Origin of the sequence: Streptomyces sp. NPDC090442, assembly GCF_044769405.1 — a bacterium.
Classification (GTDB): Bacteria; Actinomycetota; Actinomycetes; order Streptomycetales; family Streptomycetaceae; genus Streptomyces.
Genome location: NZ_JBIVXW010000004.1, coordinates 65125 through 90849, shown reverse-complemented (window position 1 = coordinate 90849; position 25725 = coordinate 65125). Strand labels below are relative to the sequence as shown.

At 70.8% G+C, this 25725-nt stretch carries 21 protein-coding genes; 16 read left to right on the top strand and 5 right to left on the bottom strand.

Features of this window, described 5'->3' with window-relative positions; genetic code table 11:
* Genes ACIQU6_RS04760 through ACIQU6_RS04690 form a run of 15 tightly spaced genes read left to right on the top strand, consistent with a single transcriptional unit; the run spans window position 1 to window position 18634 of the window.
* The gene (locus ACIQU6_RS04760) at window positions 1-2193 is read left to right on the top strand and encodes a bi-domain-containing oxidoreductase (protein WP_403480183.1); all 2193 of its coding nucleotides are present in this window, start codon (window positions 1-3) and stop codon (window positions 2191-2193) included.
* Between the two features lie 47 nt (window positions 2194-2240).
* Window positions 2241-4166 carry an alginate lyase family protein gene (locus ACIQU6_RS04755; RefSeq protein WP_403480315.1) on the top strand — a complete coding sequence of 642 codons (1926 nt, stop codon included), beginning with the start codon at window positions 2241-2243 and terminating at the stop codon, window positions 4164-4166.
* Between the two features lie 8 nt (window positions 4167-4174).
* Complete coding sequence (locus tag ACIQU6_RS04750) at window positions 4175-5716, top strand: right-handed parallel beta-helix repeat-containing protein (protein WP_403480182.1); 1542 nt, start codon at window positions 4175-4177, stop codon at window positions 5714-5716.
* 1 nt (window position 5717) lies between these two features.
* A complete protein-coding gene (locus ACIQU6_RS04745) occupies window positions 5718-6941 on the top strand; it encodes an O-antigen ligase domain-containing protein (protein ID WP_403480181.1) in 1224 nt (407 codons plus the stop codon).
* Window positions 6942-6948: 7 nt separating this feature from the next.
* Window positions 6949-8190, top strand: coding sequence for a glycosyltransferase (locus ACIQU6_RS04740; protein WP_403480180.1), 1242 nt, complete (start codon window positions 6949-6951; stop codon window positions 8188-8190).
* The gene (locus tag ACIQU6_RS04735; RefSeq protein WP_403480179.1) at window positions 8187-9422 is read left to right on the top strand and encodes a class I SAM-dependent methyltransferase; all 1236 of its coding nucleotides are present in this window, start codon (window positions 8187-8189) and stop codon (window positions 9420-9422) included. Before ACIQU6_RS04740 ends, ACIQU6_RS04735 begins: the two co-directional genes overlap by 4 nt.
* A 13-nt stretch (window positions 9423-9435) precedes the next feature.
* A complete protein-coding gene (locus ACIQU6_RS04730; protein ID WP_403480178.1) occupies window positions 9436-10245 on the top strand; it encodes a glucose-1-phosphate cytidylyltransferase in 810 nt (269 codons plus the stop codon).
* A complete protein-coding gene (locus ACIQU6_RS04725; RefSeq protein WP_403480177.1) occupies window positions 10242-10889 on the top strand; it encodes a PIG-L deacetylase family protein in 648 nt (215 codons plus the stop codon). Before ACIQU6_RS04730 ends, ACIQU6_RS04725 begins: the two co-directional genes overlap by 4 nt.
* 3 nt (window positions 10890-10892) lie before the next feature.
* Window positions 10893-11918, top strand: a complete 1026-nt coding sequence (locus ACIQU6_RS04720; RefSeq protein ID WP_403480176.1) for an NAD-dependent epimerase/dehydratase family protein — start codon at window positions 10893-10895, stop codon at window positions 11916-11918.
* A complete protein-coding gene (locus ACIQU6_RS04715) occupies window positions 11915-13189 on the top strand; it encodes a DUF4910 domain-containing protein (RefSeq protein WP_403480175.1) in 1275 nt (424 codons plus the stop codon). The genes ACIQU6_RS04720 and ACIQU6_RS04715 overlap by 4 nt, the downstream gene beginning before the upstream one ends.
* On the top strand, window positions 13186-14484 hold the full coding sequence (locus ACIQU6_RS04710; RefSeq protein WP_403480174.1) for a hypothetical protein: 1299 nt from the start codon (window positions 13186-13188) through the stop codon (window positions 14482-14484). The genes ACIQU6_RS04715 and ACIQU6_RS04710 overlap by 4 nt, the downstream gene beginning before the upstream one ends.
* Window positions 14481-15428: a glycosyltransferase family 2 protein gene (locus tag ACIQU6_RS04705; protein WP_403480173.1), complete on the top strand. Its 948-nt coding sequence runs from the start codon at window positions 14481-14483 to the stop codon at window positions 15426-15428. Before ACIQU6_RS04710 ends, ACIQU6_RS04705 begins: the two co-directional genes overlap by 4 nt.
* Complete coding sequence (locus ACIQU6_RS04700) at window positions 15425-16720, top strand: polysaccharide pyruvyl transferase family protein (protein ID WP_403480172.1); 1296 nt, start codon at window positions 15425-15427, stop codon at window positions 16718-16720. The genes ACIQU6_RS04705 and ACIQU6_RS04700 overlap by 4 nt, the downstream gene beginning before the upstream one ends.
* Window positions 16721-16731: 11 nt before the next feature.
* On the top strand, window positions 16732-17283 hold the full coding sequence (locus ACIQU6_RS04695) for a dTDP-4-dehydrorhamnose 3,5-epimerase family protein (protein ID WP_403480171.1): 552 nt from the start codon (window positions 16732-16734) through the stop codon (window positions 17281-17283).
* Between the two features lie 7 nt (window positions 17284-17290).
* Entirely contained in the window at window positions 17291-18634 is a 1344-nt protein-coding gene (locus ACIQU6_RS04690) for a glutamate-1-semialdehyde 2,1-aminomutase (protein WP_403480170.1), read from the top strand.
* Between the two features lie 7 nt (window positions 18635-18641).
* Here ACIQU6_RS04690 and ACIQU6_RS04685 read toward each other — a convergent pair whose 3' ends face one another.
* From ACIQU6_RS04685 to ACIQU6_RS04675, 3 genes are all read right to left on the bottom strand, one after another.
* Window positions 18642-19298 carry a phosphatase PAP2 family protein gene (locus ACIQU6_RS04685; RefSeq protein ID WP_403480314.1) on the bottom strand — a complete coding sequence of 219 codons (657 nt, stop codon included), beginning with the start codon at window positions 19296-19298 and terminating at the stop codon, window positions 18642-18644.
* 294 nt (window positions 19299-19592) lie between these two features.
* Complete coding sequence (locus ACIQU6_RS04680) at window positions 19593-20855, bottom strand: pyroglutamyl peptidase (RefSeq protein ID WP_403480169.1); 1263 nt, start codon at window positions 20853-20855, stop codon at window positions 19593-19595.
* A gap of 250 nt (window positions 20856-21105) precedes the next feature.
* A complete protein-coding gene (locus ACIQU6_RS04675) occupies window positions 21106-21735 on the bottom strand; it encodes a dTDP-4-dehydrorhamnose 3,5-epimerase family protein (RefSeq protein WP_403480168.1) in 630 nt (209 codons plus the stop codon).
* A 404-nt stretch (window positions 21736-22139) separates the two neighbouring features.
* Between ACIQU6_RS04675 and ACIQU6_RS04670 the strand changes: the two genes are divergently transcribed.
* Complete coding sequence (locus ACIQU6_RS04670; protein ID WP_403480167.1) at window positions 22140-23045, top strand: sugar nucleotidyltransferase; 906 nt, start codon at window positions 22140-22142, stop codon at window positions 23043-23045.
* Window positions 23046-23182: 137 nt separating this feature from the next.
* Here the strand turns inward: ACIQU6_RS04670 and ACIQU6_RS04665 are convergent, their stop codons facing one another.
* Together ACIQU6_RS04665 and ACIQU6_RS04660 are read right to left on the bottom strand one after the other, a co-directional pair.
* Complete coding sequence (locus ACIQU6_RS04665) at window positions 23183-24067, bottom strand: GNAT family N-acetyltransferase (RefSeq protein WP_403480166.1); 885 nt, start codon at window positions 24065-24067, stop codon at window positions 23183-23185.
* Window positions 24068-24131: 64 nt separating this feature from the next.
* Window positions 24132-25706 carry a VOC family protein gene (locus ACIQU6_RS04660; protein WP_403480165.1) on the bottom strand — a complete coding sequence of 525 codons (1575 nt, stop codon included), beginning with the start codon at window positions 25704-25706 and terminating at the stop codon, window positions 24132-24134.
* Window positions 25707-25725 lie beyond the last annotated feature (19 nt).

The window sequence follows — 25725 nt, the reverse complement described above, 5'->3', positions numbered from 1 at the left end:
GTGAAACAGGTCGTGCAGAACTACAAGAGCGGCGAGCTGGCGGTGCTCGACGTGCCGGTGCCGGGGTGCAAGCCGGGCGGTGTGCTGGTCCGCAGCGCCTACTCGCTGATATCCACCGGGACCGAGCTCATGAAGGTGTCCGAGGCCGGCATGTCGATGCTGGGCAAGGCCCGCTCCCGGCCGGACCAGGTGGCCAAGGTCATGCAGAGCGTGGCCACCAACGGGGTGCCCGCCACCTACCGCAAGGTGATGGGCAAGCTGGACTCCTACACGCCGCTGGGCTACTCGCTGTGCGGGGTGGTCGAGCAGGTCGGCACCGGGATCGACGAGGTGAAGGTCGGCGACCTCGTGGCCTGCGCCGGCAATGAGCACGCGCTGCACGCCGAGTTGAACTGGGTGCCGAAGAACCTCTACGCCCGGGTGCCGGACGACCTCGCACCGCGCCACGCGGCCTTCGGCACCGTCGGGTCGATCGCGTTGCAGGGCGTCCGCCGCGGCGAGTCACAACTCGGCGACGTGGCGCTGGTCATCGGCCTCGGGCTGATCGGGCAGTTGGTGGTGCAACTCCTTGCCGCCTCGGGCGTCCGCGTGGTCGGGGTCGACCCCGACCCGGTGCGCTGCGAGCTCGCCGAACGCCTGGGTGCCGCGGCCTGCGGCGACCCCGCGTCCGCGGCCGTGGAAGCCGTCGTCGCCGAGCTCACCGACGGTCACGGCGTGGACCACGTGTACCTGGCCGCCGGCGGCGGCAGCAACCAACCCGTCGAACTGGCCGCCCGGCTCTGCCGGGACCGCGGCCGGGTCGTCGACATCGGCAAGTGCCGCCTGGACCTGCCGTGGAACGCCTACTACGAGAAGGAGCTCGACGTCCGGTTCTCCCGCAGTTACGGCCCCGGGCGCTACGACCCGGAGTACGAGCTGGAGGGGCGGGACTACCCGATCGGCTACGTGCGCTGGACCGAGCGCCGCAACCTGGCGTGCTTCCTCGATCTCCTCGCCCGCGGCAGCGTCGACGTGGAGCCCCTGGTCTCCCACATCGCCGACTTCGATGACGCCGTCGAGACGTACCGGCGCCTGAAGGACGGTGAACTGAGGGCCGTGGCCGTGCTGTTCCGGTACCCCGAACACGCGGGGGAAGCGGAGGCCCCGGCCCCGACCGTGGCCGTGCCCGCGGTGAACAGGCGCAGCGGCAGAGAGTCCACCCCGTCCCGGCGGTCCGTCAAGGCGCCCGTGCGGCTGGCGTTCGTCGGCGCGGGAAACTACGCGACGTCGATGCTGCTGCCGCACCTGGCACAGCGCGACGGCGTCGAGTTGTCGACCGTCGTCACCACGACGGCGCTGTCCGCGGCCAACGCGCAGCGGAAGTTCGGCTTCGCCGAGGCCACCACCGATCTCGACGCCGTGCTCGGCGACCCGTCCATCGACGCGGTGTTCGTGGTCACCCGGCACAGCTCGCACGCCGAACTGACCCAACGGGCGCTGCTGGCCGGCAAGGCGGTGTTCGTGGAGAAGCCGTTGGCGCTCACCGAGGACGAACTGGCCGGCGTGCTCGCGGCGGTCAAGGAGTCCGGCAACGACCGGCTGCAGGTGGGCTTCAACCGCCGGTTCGCGCCACTGCTGAACGAGTCCAGGAGGCGGTTCGGCGCCCGGACCGGTCCGGCGAGCCTGCGCTACCTGGTGAACGCAGGCCGGCTGCAGCACAGCAGCTGGTACCTCCAACAGGGCACCGAGGGTTCGCGGTTCGCGGGCGAGGGCGGGCACTTCATCGACACGGCGAGCTGGCTGCTCGCGGCCGACCCGGTCTCGGTGTACGCGGTCGCCACGGCCGGCAACGAGGACCTCCAGGTCGTGCTGCGCTATCCGGACGGCTCCACCGCCACCATCAGCTACGTCACCACCGGCGCACCCGGCTTCCCCAAGGAGACGCTGGACCTGGTCGCGGACGGCAAGGTGCTGCGGCTCGACGACTTCGTCCGTGCCGCCGTGTACGGCCGCAAGCGGTGGGTCAGTTCGCGGCTGCCCAAGGCCCGGGACAAGGGCCAGTCCGCCGAACTGGCCGCGTTCATCAAGGCCGTGCGGACCGGCGGGCCGATGCCCGTGGCGCTGGAGTCGCTGGTCGCCACCACGGCGGCCACCCTCGCCGTACAGGCCGGCCTGGCCGGCGGCGCGCCCGTGACGTTGGCGAGGGCGCGGTGACGGTGAGCTCGGGGAGCGCGGGCTGGTACCTGCGGCGGCTGTCCCGGATGGGACCGCGGGAGGTCGGCGGCCGGGTGGGCGACGCGGTGCGCAGGCGACGATGGCGGTCGACGCTGCCCCCCTGCCCGAACGTGATTGGCGCCCGTTTCACCGCGGTACTGCCCGCCGGGGCGATCGCCGCGGTGCCACCAGACGCCGCGAAACGTCTGATCGCCGAGGCGGACGAGCTGTTGGCAGGGCACGCCGAGTATTTCGGGGTGGGCCGCGACGACCTTGCGGACCCGGACTGGTCGTACGACCCCAAGACCGGGCGCCGAGCTCCGCGGGGCTACGCCTTCGACGTGCCGTACCGCAACGAGGACGCGGTCGGGGACATCAAGCAGATCTGGGAGCTGTCCCGGCATCAGCACCTGACCGTGCTCGCCGCCGCCTACGCGATCACCGGGAACGAGCGGTACGCCGAGCGTGTGGCCGAGCACCTGCGGTCGTGGTGGGCGGCCAACCCACCGCTGTGCGGCGTGCACTGGATCAGCGGCATCGAGTTGGGCATCCGGCTGCTCTCCTGGGTGTGGATCCGCCGGCTGCTCGACGGCTGGCCGGACGCGGCCACGCTGTTCGAGGACAACCCGGTGGCGCTGAACCAGATCTGGCACCACCAGCGCTGGCTGGCCGCCTTCCCCAGCCGGGGGTCCTCGGCGAACAACCACGTCATCGCCGAGGCCGCCGGGCAGTTCACCGCGGCCAGCGCGTTCGGATGGTTCCCCTCCTCGGCGCGTTGGCGGGCCGGCGCGCTGCGGTCGCTGGAGCGGCACCTGCGCAGCAACACCTTCCCCTCCGGCCTCAACCGCGAACTGGCCACCGAGTACCACGGACTCGTACTGGAGCTCGGCCTGGCCGCGGTGGCCGAGGCGGATGCCGCGGGCAGGCCGGTCCCCGCGTCCATCCGGCTGGTGCTGCTGCGGATGACCGACGCGCTCGCGGCCGTGGTGGACGGCCGGTTGCGGCCGCCGCGCCAGGGGGACGCGGACGACGGGCACGGACTCGTCGTGGACGGCGCGGGCACCGACCGCTGGGCCTCGCTGCTGGCCACCGGGGACGCCGTGTTCGGTCGGCTCGCCTGGTGGCCGACGGTGACCGGCACCGATGTGCGCACCCCGCTACTGGCCGCACTCATCAGGCCGTACGCGAAAAACGGCACCGCTGCGGCCGTGACCCGCCCGGCGAGCCGACCGGCCCACTTCGCCGACGCGGGCATGACCATCCTGCGCGGTCCGGCAGGGATCTGGTGCCGCTGCGACGGTGGCCCGCACGGCTTCTTGTCCATCGCCGCGCATGCCCACGCGGACGCGCTGTCCGTGGAGATCCGACACGACGGGGTCGACGTGCTCGCCGACCCGGGGACGTTCTGCTACCACGGGCAGCCCGAGTGGCGGCGGTACTTCCGGTCGACCCTCGGCCACAACACCCTGCAGCTGGACGGCCACGACCAGTCCGTCTCCGGCGGCCCGTTCCTGTGGACCCGGCAGGCCCGCAGCCGCGTCCTGACCGCGGACACCTCCGGCGCCTCCCACGAGGGGACGGCCACCTGGTGCGCCGAGCACGACGGCTACCAACGCTCCGTGCACCGCCGCCGGGTGGAACTGACGGCCGCCAGCAGGGAGTTGAGGGTAGTCGACGAGGTGCGCGGCCCGCGCCGGGCCGCACGCCTGGCGTTCCACCTCGGCCCGACGATCGCCGCGGACCTGGTGGACCACCGGGCGGTGCTCACCTGGAGCCGGGACGGCGAGGACCGCTCCGCGGTGCTCGACCTGCCCGGGCAGCTGAACTGGCGGGCCCATCGCGGCGAGAGTGACCCGCCGCTCGGCTGGTACTCCCCCGGCTTCGGGCGCAAGGAACCCACCACCACGCTGGTCGGCACCGGTTTCGCCGACGACGCGGAGGAGTTCACCACCGTGCTCAGGTTCCACGGCTAGGGGGGCGCGTGGGATTCACGAGGCGGCACCGGGCGTTGGCGGCGGCACCGCTGGCGCTGGCCCTGCTGGCATCGACCGGTTGCGAGGAGAGCGCGCACGACGGCCGAGCAGAGCCGACCGCAGCGCCCACCACGTCCGGGGCGCTGTCCACATCCGTGGCCCGGGTGTGTGCCAAGCCCGCGGCCGGGCCGACCACGGCGCCGGCGGGCGCGGTGACCATCGACCCAGCGGTGGTCGGTGACCTGGCAGCGAAGACCAAGAGCAGCCCCCCGAACACCACGTTCTGGCTTCGACCGGGCCGGCACCGGCTCGACCCGGACCGCTACGCCCAGGTCGTCCCCAAGGAAGGGGACCGCTACCTCGGCGCGCCAGGCGCGGTGCTCGACGGCCGGAGAAAAAACCAGTACGCATTCGGCGGTACCGCCCACCACGTCACCCTTCGCTACCTGACCGTGCAGGGATTCGTCGCACCGCACGACGAGGGCGTGGTCAACCATGATTCGGCCGACGGGTGGGTGATCGAGCACACGACGATCCAGCACAACTCCGGCGCCGGGCTGATGGCCGGTGCCCATCAGCGGGTCCGCGCCAACTGCCTGCGCGGCAACGGGCAGTACGGCATGAACGCGTACAAGGGCGGTGCCCCGATCAACGGCCTGGTGGTCGAGGGCAACGAGATCGTGTCCAACAACACCGACGACTGGGAGCGGCGGCAGCCGGGCTGCGGCTGCACCGGGGGCGTGAAGTTCTGGGCCGTCAACGGCGCCGACGTACGCGGCAACTGGGTGCACGCCAACCACGGAACGGGCGTGTGGGCGGACACCGACAACAACGACTTCCGCATCGAGAACAACGTGATCGAGGCCAACGACGGTGCCGCGCTGATCTACGAGGCCAGCTACAACGCGGTCATCCGGAACAACACGATCCGGCGGAACAACTGGGTCGAGGGCCGCAAGGCAGCCGACCGCGGCGACACCTTCCCTTTTGCGACCCTCTACTTGTCCGAGTCCGGTGGCGAACCAAGGATCCGAGCCCGCACCGACAAGATCGAGATCTACCGCAACGTCCTGGAGAACAACTGGTCAGGAATCACCCTGTGGGAAAACGCCGACCGGTTCTGCAACAGCCCGGCCAACACCTCCTCCGGTGACTGCACGTTGCTGGTGCGGCACCCCGACCGTTGCGCGCGGCCGGCGATCGCCACCGCACCGCTCTACACCGACTGCCGTTGGAAGACCCAGCGGGTGGACATCCACGACAACCGCTTCGTACTGGACACCTCCGTCGTCGACTGCACGGTGAAGTGCGACCGCATGGCGGTGCTGGCCAACTACGGCACCTATCCGGACTGGTCGCCGTACCAGGGCGACCGGGTGGCCAAGGCGATCACCCTTGAGCAGCACAACCGCTGGCACGACAACGCCTACGTCGGACCATGGACGTTCATCGCCCACGACCCCAGCCAGGTCCTCGACTTCGGGCAGTGGCAGGGCATGCCGTACCAGCAGGACGCGGGCAGCACCTTCCGCGCACAGGCGGGTGGTTGAGATGGGCGGGGACACCTCGAAGACCGTCGGGATCGTCTGGGGGCTGCTGGTCCTCAACACGCTCGGCTCGGCCGGGGCGAAGACCATCATCCCGCTGCCCCGCTCCCTCATCCAGTTGGTCACGATGGGCGCACTGGTCGGCGCGTTCGCGCTGGCGCTCGCACTCAATGTCCGGCTACGCATCCAAGCCAGCGCCTTCTTGTTCCTGCTCACCCTGCTGCTGGTGTCGAGCGTGCTCTCCAGTGCGCGCCTGGAGTCCGGGTTCGGCGCGCTGTTCCGCTGCGTTCGTCTGGCTCTCTTCGTCGGCACGCTGTGGTTGCTCAGCCGCTGGTGGGACGGCGGCCCGACGTTCGTGCGGCACCACATCCGGATGTACTTCGCGGTGCTCGCGTCGGTGGCCGCCGGCCTGGTCGTCTCACCGGGTGCGGCCATGCCCGACCTCTACGGCGGGCGTCTTGTCGGCGCGCTGTGGCCGCTCACCCCGCCGCAGATCGGCCAGTACGCCGCGGTGATCACCGGGCTCACCGTGTTGCTCGTACTGGGCCGCCGAACCGACCGGGCCGGCGCGGCGGTCGTCATCGTGCCCTCCCTCGTCCTGCTCGCGTTGACCCATACCCGGACGGCCACCCTCGGCCTGTTCATCGGGCTGGCGTTGGCGATCGGCTCGCTCGTCCTGACCAGTGCCGCCGCCCGCCGGTTCTTCACCTGGGCGGTGCTGTGCGCCACGGTGACCACCGTGGCGCTCGGCTCCGTGCTGCAGGCATGGTTCCTGCGTGGACAGAGCCAGGAGAACTTCTCCAGCCTCACCGGTCGGGCCAAGGTCTGGGACGCCCTCCTGGCAGCGCCCCGGACGACCGTGGAGCAACTGTTCGGCGTGGGCCTGGGCGACAAGTCGTTCGGCGGGCTACCGATCGACAACAGCTGGCTGGCCGTCTACAACGAACAGGGCCTGACCGGCATCACCCTCGTGGCGGCGATCATCATCGTGCTCGGCGGCGTCGCGTTGCTGCGGCCGCCGTCGCTGCCGAGGGCCTGCGCGATCTTCCTGATCAGCTACTGCGCGATCGCGTCGTACACCGAGGCCGGGCTGGGCGACGCCTCGCCGTATCTGCTGCATCTGACCGTCGCCGCCTCGTTGTTGACGGCACCTGCCGCGGCCACGCCCGTCCCGACGCCCGACGTTCCTCAACGACGCATCCCGCGATGGACCGGGATCGGGAGGTGACCTGAGCATGCACGTTCTCGTGGTGCACAACCGCTACTCCTCGGCGCAGCCGAGCGGGGAGAACAAGGTCGTCGACCAGGAGGTGGGGCTGCTGCGCGCGGCCGGCCACCGGGTCGAGTTGTTCGAGCGGCGCAGCGACGACATCGCCGCCCGGTCCCTGCCGGGCAAGGCCGCGGTGCCACTGCTGGTGCCGTGGAACCCGGCGGTCCGCACGGAACTCGCCGCCCGGCTGCGTGCCGAGCGGCCGGACGTGGTGCACGTCCACAACGTCTTCCCGCTCCTGTCGCCCGCGGTGCTGGCCGCCTGCGCCGACGCCGACGTGCCCGCCGTCGCCACGCTGCACAACTACACCCAGGTCTGCCCACCCGGCACGCTGCAACGGGACGGCCGGCCATGCACCGAGTGCGTGGGAGCGACGCCGCTGCCCGCCGTCCGGCACGGCTGCTACCGGGGCTCCCGCCTGGCGACGGTGCCGCTCGCGGTCAGCCTGTCGGTCAACCGGCGGCGGTGGTGGTCCGGCGTGCAGCGGTTCTTCTGCATCTCCGCGGCGCAGCGCGACGTCCTGGTGCGGGCCGGCATGCCGGCCCAACGGCTCGCGGTGAAACACAACTTCGTGCCCGACCCGGACGCCCGCCGATCCGGCACCGGCGAGCAGGTGCTCTATCTCGGTCGGCTCGCGGAGGCCAAGGGCGTGCGGCTGCTCATGGCCGCGTGGGACCAGATCGCAGCGAGCGGCGGTGTGGGCGTGCCGCTCGTGATCGCCGGCGCGGGACCGCTGGAGCGGGAGGTGACCGCCTGGGCCGCGGCCCGGGACGACGTGCGCTACGTCGGCCTGTACGACACGGCTCAGTGCCGGCAGGCCCTCGCGCGGTCGGTCGCCGTGGTGGCTCCCTCGACGTGGCTGGAGGCGTTCGGCCTGGTGGTCGTCGAGGCGATGGCAGCGGGGGTCCCGGCCGTCGCCGCCGGTCACGGCGCCTTCGTCGAACTCGTCGAGGACGGGGTGACCGGGCTGCTGCACCGGCCGGGCGAGGTCGCCTCGCTCGCGTCCTGCCTACGCGGGATCGCGGCCGACCCGGCTCGCAACCGACAGATGGGCCAGGCAGCCCGACGCCGCTACGAGCAGGGTTTCAGCCCGGCCGTCGGCCTTGAGCGCCTGGTGGAGGGGTACCGCACCGCGATCGCGGGTCGGTCAGCACTGGCTCGCGACGGGGACACCCGCGCGAACAGGGGGGATGGGAACGGAAAATGACACGATGCCGACTCTGCGGCTCGGAAGCGATGGCGAGCGTCGTCGACCTCGGGGCGACGCCACCATGTGAAAGCTTTCTCGCCACGGACCAACTGGACCAGCCGGAGCGGGCGTTGCCGCTGCACCTGCGGGTCTGCACCGGCTGCTGGCTGGCGCAGATCCCCCCGCTGATCACGCCGGAGGAGACGTTCACGCAGTACGCGTACTTCTCCTCCTACTCCACCTCCTGGGTGGAGCACGCGCGCACGTTCGTCGACGACGCCGTGCAGCGCCTAGCTCTGGGCCCCGACGCCTTCGTGGTCGAGGTCGCGAGTAACGACGGGTACCTGCTGCGGCACATGGTGGACCGCGGGATCCGCTGCCTCGGCATCGAGCCGTCGGTGAACGTCGGCGCGGCGGCGCGGGACGCGGGGGTGCCCACGCTCACGGAGTTCCTTTCCCCGGCCACCGGCTCGGCCGTGCGCGCCGAGCACGGGCCGGCGGACCTGGTCGTGGCCAACAACGTGTACGCGCACATCCCCGACGTGGTCGGGTTCACCCGGGGGCTGCGCGCCCTGGTCGCCGACGACGGCTGGGTCTCCATCGAGGTGCAGCACCTGCTGACCCTGATCGAGGAGAACCAGTACGACACGATCTACCACGAGCACTTCCAGTACTACACGGTCGCATCCGCGATCCGGGCGCTGGCGAGTGGTGGACTCGCGCTCGTGGACGTCGAGTTGCTGCCCACGCACGGGGGCTCCATCCGGCTGTGGGCCCGGCCGGCCGAGGCGGCCGGCGAGCCGACCCGCCGGGTGGCCGACGTGCTGGCCCGGGAGAAGGCCGCCGGGCTTGAGGAGCTGTCCGGGTACACCGAGTTCTCCGCCCGGGTGGCCAAGGTGCGCCGGGACCTTTTGAGGTTCCTCATCGAGGCGGCCGAGCGCGGCGAGACGGTCGTCGGCTACGGCGCCCCGGGCAAGGGCAACACCCTGCTCAACCACTGCGGCATCCGCCCCGACCTGCTCCCGTACACGGTCGACCGCAACCCCTACAAGCACGGCAGGTTCACCCCCGGCACCCGCATCCCGATCCTGCCACCCGAGCAGATCGCCGCCGACAGACCGGACTACGTCCTCGTCCTCCCGTGGAACCTGCGGACCGAGCTGGTCGAGCAGCTGTCCTTCGTGCACGCCTGGGGCGGCCGGCTGGTCTTTCCCATCCCGGAACTGAGCATTGTCGAGGTCGCGTCTTGAAAGAGGTTGCAGCATGAAGGTCGTTCTGTTCTGCGGCGGTTACGGGCTGCGGATGCGCAGCGGAGCCTTTGACGACGTGCCCAAGCCGATGGCGATGGTCGGCCCCCGGCCGCTGATCTGGCATGTCATGCGCTACTACGCCTACTTCGGGCACACGGAGTTCATCCTGTGTCTCGGGTACGGGGCGCACCACATCAAGAACTTCTTCCTCAACTACGAGGAGACAGCGTCCAACGACTTCGTGCTGCGGGGCGGCCGGACCGAGCTGCTGTCCACCGACATCGCCGACTGGACGATCACGTTCGCGCAGACCGGCGTCGAGTCGCCGATCGGGGAGCGGCTGCGCCGGGTGCGGCACCACCTGGACGGCGACGAGATGTTCCTCGCCAACTACGCCGACGTGCTCACCGACGCCCCCCTGCCCCAGATGATCGACTCCTTCACCCGGCGCGACGCCGGCGCCTCGATGATGGTGGTGCCACCGCAGTCCTCGTTCCACTGCGTGGACCTGGGCGAGGACGGCCTGGTGGGGGGCATCACCGCGGTGAGCGAACTGCCGCTGTGGGAGAACGGCGGCTACTTCGTGCTCCGCCAGGAGGTCTTCGACCACATACCGGAGAACGGGGACCTGGTCGCCGACGGATGCGCCCAACTCGCCAAGCGGGGCCGGTTGGTGGCGCACCAGCACCGCGGCTTCTGGAAGCCGACCGACACCGTGAAGGAGCGGGCCGCGCTCGACGCCGCCTACGCCCGGGGCGAGCGCCCGTGGGCCGTGTGGGAACGGGACGGCGTGCGGGCCAACCTCGCGGTGAGGACCGCATGATCCGGCTCGGGGCCGAGCGCCTGGAACGGATCGTCGCGGTGGGCGCGCACTGCGACGACATCGCCATCGGTGCCGGCGGCACACTGCTGACACTGTGCCTGGCGCGGCCGGGCATCCGCGTCGACGCGCTGGTGCTCTCCGGCGGTGGCGGCGAGCGGGAGCAGGAGGAGCAGGCGGCGCTCGACGCCTTCTGCCCGGGCGCCGAACTGCGCCTGACCGTACTCAAGTTGCCGGACGGCCGGATGCCCGTGTACTGGGACGAGGCCAAGGCCGCGGTCGAGGAGCTGCGCGCGGGGACCGAGCCGGATCTCGTGCTGGCCCCGCGCACCGACGACGCGCACCAGGACCACCGCGGCCTGGCGCGGCTGGTACCCACCGCGTTCCGCGACCACCTCGTACTCGGCTACGAGATCGTCAAATGGGACGGCGACCTCGGCCGTCCGGCGGCGTACCAGCCGCTGTCGCCCGAGATCGCCGAACAGAAGGTGCGACTGCTGCAGGAGCACTACCCCTCGCAGCGGCACCGGCCCTGGTACGACCGCGAAGCCTTCCTCGGTCTTGCCCGCATCCGCGGCATCGAATGCCACACGCGCTACGCCGAGGCGTTCGCCGTCACCAAACTCGCTCTCAACCTGGGGGATTGAACCTTGCGCGTACTGCTGACCGGGCACCAGGGCTACCTGGGCACCGTGATGGCCCCGGTACTCACGGCCGCCGGACACGAGGTCGTCGGCCTCGACGCCGGCCTGTTCGCCGACTGCGTCCTCGGCCCGACACCCACGGATCCGCGGGGACACCGGGTGGACCTGCGCGATGTCACCGCGGAACACGTGGCCGGAGTGGACGCCGTGATCCACCTGGCCGCACTCTCCAACGACCCGCTGGGTTCGCTGGCGCCACAACTCACCTACGACATCAACCACCATGCCTCCGTACACCTGGCCCGACTGGCCCGCGACGCCGGCGTGAAGCGCTTCCTGTACGCATCGACCTGCTCGGTCTACGGCGCCGCCGGCGGTGACGACCTGGTGGCCGAGGACGCCCCGTTGCGCCCGGTGACGCCGTACGCGGAGTCCAAGGTGCGGGTGGAGGACGACCTGCACGACCTGGCAGACGACGACTTCACCCCGGTGTACATGCGCAACGCCACCGCCTTCGGCTACTCGCCCCGGCTGCGCGCCGACATCGTGGTGAACAACCTGGTGGGCCACGCGCTCCTGTCCGGCGAGGTACTGGTGCTCTCCGACGGCACCCCCTGGCGCCCGTTGGTGCACGCCGCCGACATCGCCCGGGCCTTCGCGGCCGCGCTGAGCGCGCCGCGGGAAGCGGTGCACGACCGGGCGTTCAACATCGGTACCGAGACCAACAACGTCACGGTCGCCGAGATCGCCGAGCAGGTCGCCGAGGCGGTGTCCGGTGCGAAGGTGGTGATCACCGGGGAGACTGGTGCCGATCCGCGGTCGTACCGGGTGGACTTCTCCCGGCTCCGCGCCGCGCTACCCGGCTTCGACTGCGACTGGACGGTGAAGCAGGGCGCGCTCGAACTGGCCGATGCCTACCGGAAGTTCGGACTGACCCGCGAGGACTTCGAACGACGCTTCACCCGCCTCGCCGTATTGCGGGCGGCGTCCGACGCCGGCGCCGTCGACGACACCCTGCGGCGGCGCCGATGACCGCGGCCGGCGACCAGATGTACGCACTGGTGGAGCGGCTGTACCCGCTGTGCCGGAGCATCACCGGCGACGGCGTGCGCGCCACCTTGGACATCGTCAACGAGTACGTCCCGCTGCAGGTGCACGAGGTGCCGACCGGAACGCAGGTGCTCGACTGGACGGTGCCGCAGGAGTGGAACATCCGGGACGCGTACATCGCCGACACCACCGGCAGGCGGGTCGTCGACTTCGCCAAGTCCAGCCTGCACGTGCTCGGTTACAGCGTGCCGGTGTCGGCAACCATGCGACTGGCCGAACTGCGCGCACACCTGCACACCCTGCCGGACCACCCGAGTTGGGTGCCGTACCGCACCAGCTACTACCAGCCGCAATGGGGGTTCTGCCTGGCCCAGGAGACCTTGGACGCGCTGCCGGACGGCGAGTACGAGGTCCGCATCGACTCCACACTCGCCGACGGCCACCTCACCTATGCCGAGCACGTGGTCCCCGGTCAGGTCGCCGACGAGGTGATCGTCTCCTGCCACGTCTGCCACCCGTCGCTGGCCAACGACAACCTGGCCGGCATCGCGGTGGCGACGTTCCTGGCCCGGGCGCTGGCGGAGCAGAGGCCGTACTACACCTACCGGTTCGTCTTCGCGCCCGGCACCATCGGAGCGATCACCTGGCTGGCCCGCAACGCGGAGCGGATCGGCCTGGTCCAGCACGGCCTGGTGCTGGCCTGCGCCGGCGACCCGGGCCGGCTGACGTACAAGCAGAGCAGGCGCGGCGACGCGGAGATCGACCAGGTAATGCAACACGTGCTGGCCGCCTCCGAACGCCCGCACCACGTCGTCGAGTTCACTCCGTACGGCTACGACGAGCGGCAGTTCTGCTCGCCCGGGTTCGACCTCGGCGTGGGCTCGCTCAGCCGGACCCCGTACGCCCGCTACCCCGAGTACCACACCTCGGCGGACAACCTGGACTTCGTCTCCCCGGAGGCGATGGCGGACACGCTCGCCGTCTGCCGCGAGGCATGCGCCGTCCTGGACCGCAACCGGCGGTACCTCAACCTCAGCCCCTACGGCGAACCGCAGCTGGGCCGACGTGGGTTGTACGACTCGCTCGGTGGCCGCAGCGACGCGAAGCAGGCCGAGATGGCCATGCTCTGGGTGCTCAGCCTCTCCGACGGCGCGCACAGCCTGCTGGACGTCGCGGAGCGGTCCGGGCTGCCCTTCGACGCCGTCGCCACAGCGGCGGGCGCCCTACACGGCGCCGGACTGATCAAGGCATGACGCCGATGACCATCGAGGAGCAGAAGGCGACGGCGTCGACCCGGTCCGCCCGGCGGGCCGTGGCGGGCAGACTGTCCTGGGGACTGGCCGACCAGGCGGCCTCCAGCGTGTCCAACTTCGCGGTGGGGATCTACGTGGCCCGCTCGTTGGGGTTGGCCGCGTTCGGCGTGTTCAGCCTGGCCTGGGTGACCTACGGTGTGGTGCTCAGCGTCTCCCGCGGGCTGGCCACCGACCCCCTCGTGGTGCGCTTCAGCGGCGTGTCGGACGCGTCGTGGCGCGGGGCGGTGGCCCGCTCCTCGGGCACCGCGCTCGGCGTCGGTGCGGCCATCGGCTCGGCGTGCCTGGTGGTCGGCCTGGCTCTCGGCGGCAGTGTGGGACCCGCGTTCACCTGCCTCGGCGTCATGCTGCCGGGGCTGCTGTTGCAGGACGCCTGGCGGTACGCGTTCTTCGCCGCCGGCACCGGACGGAAGGCGTTCGTCAACGACCTGGTGTGGGGCGTCGCGCTCGTCCCGGCCATCGTGCTGGCGGCCCAGGTGGGCACCGTGTCCGCCTTCGTACTCGCCTGGGGCGTCTCGGCCGCGGTGGCCGCGATGTACGGCTGCCTCCAGTCCGGAATCCGGCCCCGGACAACCGGAGCGCGCGCGTGGCTGCGCGAGAACCGCGACCTCAGCTACCGGTACCTGGTCGAGAACGTCGGCGTCAGCGGGGCCAGTCAGCTGCGGGCGTACGGGCTCGGCGCGATCGTCGGGGTCAGCGCCGTGGGTGTGATCCGGGGCGCCGAGCTCCTACTCGGCCCGTTCATGGCCGTGCTGATGGGCCTTTCGCTGGTCACCGTCGCGGAGGCGGCACGGGTGCTGCGACGAACCCCGCACCGCCTCGGCGCGTTCTGCCTCCTGTTGGGCGGCGGGCAGGCCGTCGCCGCACTCCTCTGGGGCGGGGCGTTACTGCTGATGCCGGACCGGGTCGGCGAACTCGCCCTCGGCGACGTCTGGAGCTCCGCCGCGCAGCTCGTCGTGCCGGTCACGCTCGGCGTTGCGGGCGCCGGCCTCGGCACCGGCGCCGCGGCCGGGCTGCGCGCGCTCGCCGCGGCGCGACGCAGCCTGCGCTGCCAACTCCTCGCCTCCACCTGCTACGTCATCGGCGGGCTCGGCGGTGCGGCCGCGGCCGGCACGGTCGGCTCGGCCTGGGGCGTCGCCGCCGCGACGGTCTGCGGCTCGGCCGTGTGGTGGCTGCACCTGCGGTCCGCCCTGCGCGCGCACCACCAGAACCCCATCCGCGAAGTGAGGACGACATGACCCCCCATCCCCGGTTGAGCATCGGCCTGCCGGTGTACAACGGCGAGGAGTACCTCGCCGAATCGCTCGACGCCCTGCTCGGCCAGACCTACGAGAACTTCGAGCTGGTCGTCTCCGACAACGCCTCGACCGACGGGACCCAGGACATCTGCCACCGGTACGCCGCACGCGACTCCCGCATCCGCTACCTCCGACTCCCCCGGAACATCGGCGCCGCACCGAACCACAACTACGTGTTCACCAAGTGCCGCGGCGAGCTGTTCAAGTGGGCCTCGCACGACGACCTTTACGCCCGGGACCTGCTGCGGCGCTGCGTGGACGCGCTGGACGAGCGGCCGGAGGTGATCCTCGCGCACTCCGGCCAGGCGGTCATCGACGGCGACGGCCGGGTGAAGGTCCCGTACGAGTACGGGCTCGCCACCGACTCGCCCCATGCGCCGGAGCGCTTCCGCAGTTTCCTCTTCGAGCCCGGTGGCGACGACTTCTACGGGGTGCTGCGGGCCGACGTGTTGCGCCGGGTGAAGCCGCACGACAGCTACCACCACGCGGACCGCACGTTCGTCGCCGAGATCGTCCTGCACGGGCCCTTCCACCAGGTACCGGAGGTGCTGTACTTCCGCCGCGACCACCCCACCCGCGCCGAGCGGGCGAACCCCTCCAAGCGCTCCCGGTGCGTCAACCTGGACCCGCGCCGGGCGGGCCCGTTGCACCCGACGCCCCGGCTGCTCGCCGAGTACGTGTGGGGCTTCGTCGCGGCGATCCGGCGGGCGCCGTTGTCCCCGGCCGACCGGCGCGCGTGCTTCCGTCACCTGGCCGCATGGGCGGCCAGCCGGGCCCGGCCGGGCGCCGGCGAACGGGTCGAGGACCGCGCCCCCTTCGCCCCGGGTCTGCTCGCCGTCTCCGTCGACACCCTCGTCGCCGGCAGGGAGGGCAGGCAGGCATGACGTCCACGGACGAAACCCCGGTGCGCGTCGGGGTGTTCGGCCTGCTCGGCTCCGGCAACCTCGGCAACGACGGATCGCTGGAGGCCGTGCTCGGCTACCTCCGCGCCGAACAACCGGCGGCGGTGGTGGACGCGCTGTGCGGCGGACCCGAGGTCGTCGCGACCCGGTACCGGATCCCCGCGACGCGGCTGCACTGGTACCGCGGTGAGTACCGGACCGCGTCCCGGGTGGGTGCGATCGCGGCCAAGGGTCTGGGCAAACTCGTCGACGCCGTCCGCACCGCCTGCTGGGTGCGGCGGCACGACGTGGTGATCGTGCCGGGCATGGGCGTCCTGGAGGCGACGCTACCGCTGCGACCGTGGGGCTTCCCCTACTCACTGTTCCTGCTCTGCGCGACCGGCCGGTTGTTCGGCACCCGGGTCGCACTGGTCGGCGTCGGCGCCGACGCGATCGGCGACCGGCCGACCCGAGCCCTGGTGCGCTGGTCGGCGCGGCTGGCCACGTACCGGTCGTACCGGGACGCCCTGTCCCGCGACGCGATGCGGGCGATGGGCGTGGACACCGCACGCGACGAGGTCTACCCGGACCTCGCCTTCGCCCTGCCGACGCCGCCCGCCCCCGAACTCTCGGCCTTTCCCCCGCCCTTCGGCCGGGAGGGCCCCCCACAGCAGGGAGGTACCCCCCTCTCCCCCTCGGGCCTGGTCTGCGTCGGCGTGATGGACTTCCACGGCGGCAACGACGACCGCGCCCGGGCCGAGGAGATCCACCGCCGCTACCTCGACGGGACAACTCAATTCGTCCGCAGGCTTGTTGAGGACGGCAGGCCGGTCCGCCTGCTCACCGGCGACGCGTGCGATGCGCCGGTGGTCACCGCGATCCTCGACGCGGTGGACTCGCCGCTGGTCACCGCTGCCGAGACCGCCTCGCTGGCCGACCTGATGAAGGAGATGGCGGCTGCCGACACCGTGGTGGCGACGCGCTACCACAACCTGGTCTGCGCGCTGAAGGTCGGCACACCGACCCTCGCACTCAGCTACGCGGCGAAGAGCGACGCACTCATGACCGAGAGGGGTCTCGGCGCGTACCGCCACTCGGCTCGCGAGGTCGACGCGGACCAACTCCTGGAAAGATTCCGAGAGTTGGAGAAGCGATCGGCGGAGCTGCGGCGGACGCTCGCCGAGCGGAACCTGGTCACCACCCGCCGCCTGGAGGACCAGTTCACCACTCTGACAGCGACGCTGTTCCCGGCGACCGACCACCACCACGCCCACGCCCTGCGGGAGACCCCATGAACACGCCCGGAATGAGAGCGACCGAAGTCCCGGCGATAGCCGGCGCGTACCGGTTCGAGCCGACGCCGTACGCCGACGAGCGCGGCTTCTTCTGCCGCACCTTCGACGCCGACGTGGTCCGCTCGGTGGGCCTCGCCCCGGACGCCTTCGTCCAGGACAGCGTGTCCCGCTCGGTCCGGGGCGTGCTGCGCGGCCTGCACCTGCGCTCCGGCGCCGGCGAGGCCAAGCTGGTGCGGTGCTCGTACGGGAGGATCTTCGACGTCGTCGTGGACCTGCGGACGGACTCACCGACATACCGCAACCGGGCCTTCTTCGAGCTGTCCGGAGAGACGCAGGTGACCCTGTACATCCCGGCGGGGTGCGCCCACGGCTTCCAGGCACTGACCGAGACCGCTGACATCGCGTACCGGATCGACCGCCCGCACGATCCGGCCGAGGACGTGACGATCGCCTTCGACGACCCGGAGCTCGCCATTCCCTGGCCGCTGCCGGTCACCTCGATGTCCCAACGGGATCGGGAGGCGCCGAGCCTCGCCAAGGCCCTTCAACGCATGGAGAGTTGAGGTCATCGTGGCCACCGAAGACACCGCAGACACCGCAGAGCTCAGCCTGCCCAGGTCGCGGCAGGCGAACGAGCGACTGCACACCCTGGTCCCCGGGGGTGCGCACACCTACGCCAAGGGCGACGACCAGTACCCCGAGAACCTCGCCCCGGTCATCAGCCACGGCCGCGGCGCCCACGTATGGGACATCGACGGCAACCGCTACATCGAGTACGGCTCCGGACTGCGGTCGGTCAGCCTCGGCCACGCCCACCCCCGCGTGACCGAGGCGGTGCGGCGGGAACTCGACCGCGGCAGCAACTTCGTCCGCCCGTCCATCGTGGAGGTCGAGGCCGCGGAACGCTTCCTGGCCACCGTGCCCACCGCCGAGATGGTGAAGTTCACCAAGAACGGCTCCGACGCCACCACCGCCGCGGTACGCCTCGCCCGCGCCGTCACCGGGCGCCCGCGGGTGGCCGTCTGCGGCGACCATCCCTTCTTCTCCGTCGACGACTGGTTCATCGGCACCACGCCGATGTCCGCCGGTGTTCCGGCGGCGACCACCGAGCTCACCGTGGCGTTCCCTTACGGGGATTTGGCCGCCACACAGGAGCTGCTCACCCGGTACCAGGGCGAGATCGCCGGTCTGATCCTCGAACCCGCCACCCATACCGAGCCTCCGCCCGGGTACCTCGCCGGCCTGCGCGAGCTGGCCGACCGGCACGGCTGTGTACTGATCTTCGACGAGATGATCACCGGCTTCCGCTGGTCCGAGGCGGGCGCCCAGGGCCTGTACGGCGTCGTCCCCGACCTCTCCACCTTCGGCAAGGCGCTGGGCAACGGGTTCGGTGTCTCCGCGCTGGCCGGGCGCCGCGACCTGATGGAGCGGGGCGGGCTGCGCCACTCCCGCGACCGGGTGTTCCTGCTCTCCACCACGCACGGTGCGGAAACGCACTCGCTGGCCGCCGCGATGGCCGTGCAGACCACCTACGCCGAGGAGGGCATCACCGCACAACTGCACTACCTGGGCGAGCGGTTGGCCGCCGGTGTCCGCGACGCCGCGGCCACCATGGGCGTCGGCGACCACCTCGTCGTCCGAGGCCGGGCCAGCAACCTCCTCTTCGCCACCCTCGACGAGAACCGGCAGCCGTCGCAGCAGTACCGCACCCTGTTCCTGCGCCGACTCCTCGTGGGCGGAGTGCTGGCCCCGTCGTTCGTGGTGAGCAGCGCGCTCGACGGTGCCGACATCGACCGCACCGTCGACGTGGTGGCCCAGGCATGTGCGGTGTACCGCAAGGCACTGGACGCCGCCGACCCCACCCCCTGGCTGGCCGGGCGGCCGGTGAAGCCCACATTCCGCCGCTTGGCGTGACGTGATGTCAGCGACGCTCCCGTCGACCGGCGTCGGCCACCCGGTCGACCAGCCACGCGGTCGCTGACGTCACCGCCAGCGCGGTGCACCAACCGCCGAGGACGTCGGTCGGATAGTGCGCGCCCAGGGCGACCTGCGCCCAGCCCATGGCGGCCCCGGCAACCAGCGCCGCGGCGAGCACGAGCAGGGTGCCGGCCGTCCTGCCGAGGCCGAGCCGGCCGGTCGCGAGCAGCGCCAACACGAGGGCGAGCGCGGTGAAGAAGGCAGTGTGCCCGCTCGGGTAGGACAGGTTGCCGCCGTGGATGGTGCGTCCCACCAGGGATTTGAGCAGCGTCGCGGTCCCCACGGTCATGCCGACCGCGGCAACCACGAACACCGCGGCGCGAGGACGCCGAAGCAGCAGACAGCCCGTCACGGTAGCCACGACCAGTGTCGCCGCCCCTACGGGCTCCCCCAAGAAGTCCATGGCCAGAGCGACATGCCGCCACGACGGCCCCACCCCGTCCACCGCCGCCCAGACCCACGCATCCACCGTGCCGGGCTTGCGGTCGTCGGCATACCAGCCCCCGAGCACGACGACCACCAGCGCGGCGAGGGCCACAACCGGCCCGAGCCACGCGCGCATCGACGGGGGCAACACCGCGGGCGCCGGCCGGCCGGTCACGGCGGGTGGGCGTAGCCTCCTGACGACTCCGGTGACCGTGTGTCCGGGCACGCCACGTCCTCTGTGTCCCATCAGCACCTCGGCTCCCGCGGGCAGGTTGGAAACGGCATTGTCGCGGCCACCACGGTCGGGCCGGCTTCGAAGGCCGCTGGATCCACTGGACCACAGCGGCAGGACCTGTTCGCTGCCCGCCTGGCGAAGTAGTCCCCCAGCGACTGCGAGGGAATCGACCAATTGCGGGCGGGCCAGGGACGGCACAGCGACGCCCTGCCACCAACCGGGGCGGGAGCGACGTCACTTCACCTCCGTATTCGCCGCCACCGTCAGGATCGCCCGTAGCTGCGCAACGATGTCCAGCCGGTTCTGCACGAACTGCGGATCCGTGATTCTTCCGGTCGCCGGATCGGTGTTGCCGGTGCCGAACTGGAGCACCGGCGTGTGCACATGCCCGCCTGGCAGCGTGTCGTGCAGGCCCAGCCGGTCGCGCAGCAGGGTCGCTCGATAGGCGATCTCGTTGGAGAGGTAGTTTCCGCCGCCCCCCTCACGGGCCGTGGAGCCCGGGGTGGGGCCGTCGGGGCGCACGACGGGTTCGGTGCTCCCGGTCGGGATCTCGGTGACCTCGGTGTGGTCGTAGCCCGGAAACCGGCCGGTGCGCGCGGTCACCATCGCCTTGTAGGGCAGGGTGGTCGTCGTCCACTGCGGCTGCGTGGCCGGGGCGGCGACCGGGACGGTACCGGTGCTGCTGATGTTGTCGTTGTCGGGGTAGCCTCCGCGCCACGCCCCGTTGGTCCGCTCGACGTCGAAGCGGCCCACCCGGCCCTGGCTCACCGTCGTGTACAGGTCGACCTTCGGCAGGTACGGCGCCAGCGCCCGCTCCACCGTCCCCTCGGCGAAGTCCCGCCAGCGCACCGGGAACGTGACGGCTTCGATGCGGGCCGGGCCGGAGTTGGTCTGGATCACCGTCCCGTCGAGAGCGAGCGCGACGGCCCCGGACGGGTTGGAGATCCTGATGTCCTTGTCCAGTGTGAACGGGTCGAAGCCGGTGACGAGAATGCGCTTGATACCCGTGGCGCGCGACGGGTAGCGGATGTCGGTCTGGCCGCGCGAGGTCCGCTCCAACTGATCCAGCAGGGAGGAGCGTTGCGCGTCGCTGAGTCCGAAACCGGGCTTGTACGTGCGCACGTCGCGCGTCATCCCGAGCCGCGCCCAGTACAGCGGCCGGTCATCGTCCCGGCCGAGGTCGCCGCCCGCGGGGCCCCGCCCCTGCGCCCAGTCGACGGCGCGCCGCCACAGCGCCGTACCGTCCCGTACGACGATGCCGCGGGCCTGTTCAAAGGAGTGCGCCCGGGCCAGGTCGCGGGCGAAGTCCGGGGCCACGGAGCCGAATCCGGAGTGTCGCAGTATCTCCTGCGGTGCCGCCTTGTCGAGGCGCTGCTCCTCGACGGTCGGGGTCGCAACGCCGTGGGCGACCCGAGCCGTCGCCGTGGTCGCGGGTGCGGCCAGCCCCGCCAGCAGGGTCATGCCGAGGATGCCGATCCGAACACGTAGGGAATTCAAGGGACTTGGGGTCCTTCCGTGGTTGAGGGGGTGTTCCACCATCACACTACGCAGCAGCGAGCCGAACAGGCAGGCAGTGAACTACCCGCGCATCCTCGCTGTCCTCGACGAGGCGACCGGAACCCTGCGGGCCAAGGAAATCTGCGAAGCCCTCGGCCACGAACTGCCACCGAGAGAGTCGAAGGCGCCCGGGTCAAGCCCGTTCAAGGCGGGTTGGGGAATCGCATGCGGTCTGGCCGCATGGTCAACGTCAGCCCGCGTCGATGTCGCTGTCAGGGCTCCCTCCTTCCCCTTCTCGCAGGGAGCGGTGGAGGGCGGCGCAGTCCGCGTAGGCCGGCAGCAGGCCGCGCTGTTCCAACTCCGTGAGGTTCGGGGACCGTTGGTCCCTGTCCGAGAGGATCGGGTCGATGTTTTCGGGCCAGGCGATGCCGAGGTCGGGGTCGAGTGGGTGTATGCCGTGCTCCCTCGCGGGGGCGTAGCCGTGTGAGGTGAGGTAGACGACGACCGTGTCGTCGGTGAGGGCCATGAACGCGTGGCCGAGCCCTGCTTCGACGTACAGGCTGCGATACGGGGTGTCGAGCGCAACGGCCTCCCAAGAGCGGTACGTGGGCGAGCCGGTCCTGATGTCCACCACCACGTCCAGCACGGCGCCGGTGAGGCAAGTGACGTATTTGGCCTGGCCGGGCGGGACTTGGGCGAAGTGCACCCCTCGTAACACCCCACGCCGTGAAACGGATCGATTGACCTGGGCAACCGCCGGTTCGTAGCCAAGGGCGTGACGCAGTGACCGACCGCTGTACAACTCCTGGAACTCGCCCCGGTCGTCGGTGAACGCGCGGTTCTCCAACAGCCAGGCACCTTGCACGCCGAGCGGACGCATCCGCCCCTCCTCTCACGATGGTGCGACACGGTATGAACGGTCGCACGGTTCCTGGTGTGTGAGGCTCCTGAGGCCCGCGCCGTGGACGCACGGCGGCACCACCAGGCCGAAGTCAACCTCCACCGCAGCGCCGTGCCCCGCATACGCTGGAGCGAAGCACCCATGGCCCACCCGTCACGGCGCACGGTCGAGGGGAGGCCCGAGCGCGAAGTCGTGCGGTGCCGCACAGGTAGAGGGCGAGTGAGTGGCACGCAAGCTCCACCAGCAGGGCCGGTCATCGGTCATCGCACCGCTCTCGTCCACGACTTGAGGCACAGAGGGGCTTCTGGAGGAGACATGACCCATCCAATGATCCGAGCGGCGCGCCGAATGACCGCTAGCCCCTGGCGTACGGCCTCGCTCCGGTGAGGGGCATAGTTCTGGCGGGCGGGAACGGGACACGGCTGCTGCCCCTCACGCTGGTGGGCTCCAAACATCTGGCCCCGGTCTACGACAAGCCGATGGTCTATTACCCGCTGTCCGTGCTCATGCTCGCGGGCATCAACGAAGTCCTCATCATCACCCGCCCCGCGGAGATCGGACTGTTCCGCAGGCTGTTCGGAAGCGGCAGCAGGCTCGGCATGCGCATCGACTACGCGGCCCAGGAGGAGCCACGGGGCATCGCCGACGCCTTCCGCGTGGGCGCGGATCACATCAGGGGCGAGGACTGCGCCCTGGTCCTGGGCGACAACCTCTTCCACGGCGCCGAGTTGCCCGCCGTGTTGCGCAGAACCACGCAGGGGCTGCGGGGCTGTGTCCTCTTCGGCCAACAGGTCGCCGACCCCCAGCGCTTCGGTGTCGCCGAGGTCGACGCGAGGGGCGGTCTCCTCTCCGTTGAGGAGAAGCCCGAGCACCCGCGCTCCAGTCTCGCGATCCCGGGCCTGTACTTCTTCGACGGCGCCGTGACGGACATCGCGCAAGGTCTGCGGCCCTCCGCACGCGGCGAGTTGGAGATCACCGACGTTCTGCGCGCGTATCTGACGGAGGGGCGAGCCGACCTGGTCCGGCTCGGCAGCGACGTGACATGGCTGGACGCCGGTACCCACGAGTCCCTTCTCGATGCCGGTCTGTTCGTCCGGGACGTCCAGCGTCATCAGGGCACGCGTCTCGGCTGTGTTGAGGAAGTTGCCCTGCACATGGGCTTCATCAGTGCGGACGTCTGTTACGAGCTCGGCGCCGCGATGGGAGACTCCTCCTACGGCCGGTATGTCATGGCGAGCGCCCGCGCGTACCTCCAGAGCCGGGCGCCTGCCACCTTCCCGGAGGAATGACGAGGAAGGATGCAGCTCCTGGTCACCGGCGCTGCCGGCTTCATCGGATCGCATACCTCCGTGTCCCTCCGCGTGCTGCTCACGCCCGGTCTCCTCACCGTTCCCGACGGGTCGTCAGAACCGCGCAAGCCCGGTGTTCATGCCGGCGCGCTGAACACGAGCCGATGCCCCTCCGGCAGCTCGAACGTGAACTCGCGTACGCCCCAGGGTTGTTCGGTGGGAGAATCGACCCGTCCGACTCCCGAGGCGACGGCTCGTCGATGGAGCTCGTCGAGTTCGGTGGCGGCGTCGAGCGCGAGGGTCACCGGAGCGCTCGACGCCTCCGAAGTACTGACGAGTCGGATGCTGGGACCGACGCTCCACGGCCCCAGTACGAGCCCGGCGACCTCGATGGGCTCGCCCACCGAGAAGGAGACCCGGCCGCACAGCACCGATCGGAGCAGGTCGAGGGTGGCCGCTACGTCGGTCACCGCGAGCACCGGCTCGATGCGCAGCACCGGAGTCGGTTCCTGCTTGTGCTGCGGGTTCGACAGACCCAACACGGCCACCTCGTGGGGGTGCGCTCGGTGGCTGTACCGCTGGGCCAGGGCACCTTGGCGGAGCAGGCCCAGGCGTTGACACACGGCGAGCGACCGTGCGTTGCTCGCCTCGACCCAGGCCTCCACCCTGTCGAGTCCGGCGTGTGTGAAGGCGTAGTCGATGACCGCCGCCGCGGCTTCGGTGGCGAAGCCCCGTCCCCAGGCGTGTCTGGCCAGAATCCAGGTCAGCCCGGGGATCTCGACTGCACCGAGCAGGCCGACCAGCCCTACGACCGTCTCGTTTTCGTCCCGGACCGTCCACAGCATGGCGCCGCTGCGTGCGTTCTCCTCGGCCAGCAGGCGCTGTGTTTCGGCCGGCGAGGCGGTCGCCGGACGGGTCCACCAGGTCATGACCTCCGGATCGCCGTACGCCGTGTGCAGTGCTTCGGCGTCCGCTTCGGGGTCCAGCGGTGCCAGACTGAGGCGGGGGGTAGCCAGTTTCACCGGTGTGAGCCCTTTCTTGCTTGGCAGGCATCGCAGAAATGCGAGTTGGACTTCGGGGCCGGTGTCAGAGCGTGTGCTGCTCCGCGCCGACGATCCGTTGGGCGGTGCTCGGGTTGAGCCCCCGGTCGGTCACCAGATGCCGAAGAACGAGCTCTCGTGCCGCGGCGGGGTCCAATCCGATGTCGCGTTGTTGCTGCTCGATGGTCGCCTGCCGTTCCCGGTAGCCGGCCGGCAGTCTTTCCACCGATGCGCAGAGCACAGCGTACTCGGCGGCCAGGTAGAGCTTGCGGAATGTGGAGGCGTGAAAGTACCGACCGTAGTAGCTGATGCCACCGACATGGACCAGTTCGTCGGTGAGGTCCTGCTGCCAGACCGGTTTGCCCTCGTTGGTGGCCGCGGTGAACATGTTCTGCGTCCGGTGTGCCAGCGGCCGCACCGCGTGTGTGCGGTACCCCGTGGCCGCGGCGGCGATCTGGTACCCGACCAGCGTGTCGAAGAACGGTGACTCGACCGGGGCCTGCGGGCGTCCCCGCTCGTCGGCGGGCAGCACCTCCAGCAGCAGGCGGCGCTGGGCGGCGGTGGGAATGCGGCAGTAGGTCCGGTGGTGCAACAGGGGTACCGTGCGGCCGCGCCAGTCGTGGTTCGCCGGGGAGAGATACCTTTTCCTGGCTCGTAGTTCCGCGATGACCGCGGCGTTGAGGAACACCAGGTGAGTGCAGCCGAGCGGTACGCCGGGGGCCGCTTGGTAGGTCCAGATCGCATTGACCGCCACCCCCTCGTCGAACGAGGCGAGTTCGGCGAAGACCTTCGGCTCCAGCACGAAACAGTCGATGTCGAGGTATCCGAAGTTCGTCCTGTTGGCGTCGAACAGGAATTCCCACGCCGTGTTGTCGTCGATTTCCAGTGTGGAGTTGTAGACCGGGCGGTCGAGGTTGTCGTTCAGCCACCGCTGCTCCTCGCCGGTCAGTCCCGAACCGAACAGCACCAGGTTCACCGTCGCCGGAACGTGTTTTTCCGCGGCAATCACCCAATGCAGCAGGCCGCTGGTGAAGAACATGTACACCGGGTCGCGATGGCTCGGGAGACTTGCGTAGAACCGTTCGAACTTGGCGTACTCCGCGCGTTCCTGTCGTGCGAACCGGCGGTCGCGTGCGGCGTTGCGGACCCGTGCGGGGACCGTCCGTTCGGTGAGCTGTCGCAGTGCCGGCCGCCACCCGTCGCCGGCCTCGGCGAAGGCCAGTCTGTTGCTCCAGTCGTCGCAGATCTCCAGCATGCGGTCGGAGAGGGTGGAGATGCCGATGCCTATGTCTATGCGGACACCGCGGGCCCGCAGCTCTCCGGCCACTCGATCGATGTCGTCGACGAGGAAGACGGCGTCCCAGTACGCCTGGTCCGACCGGCGGCGAACCGGGCCGCCGGTCTCTTCCGTGCCGTCCTCGGCTAGCGACAACAGCACGGTGCCGCCGCGGTGTTGGGCGGCGCACAGCGCAGCATGGGGCTGTGCGCCGCCGAGCAGACTGACCTGGTCGAACCCCAATTGGTCGCGGTAGAAGCGCACGGCCCGGTCCAGGTCGCCCACCCGCAGGCAGGGCACCCCCTGCCCGCTGCCGAGTGCCAGTTTCGCGAGTTTCCGTGTCACGCCCACCGCAGCATCTCCT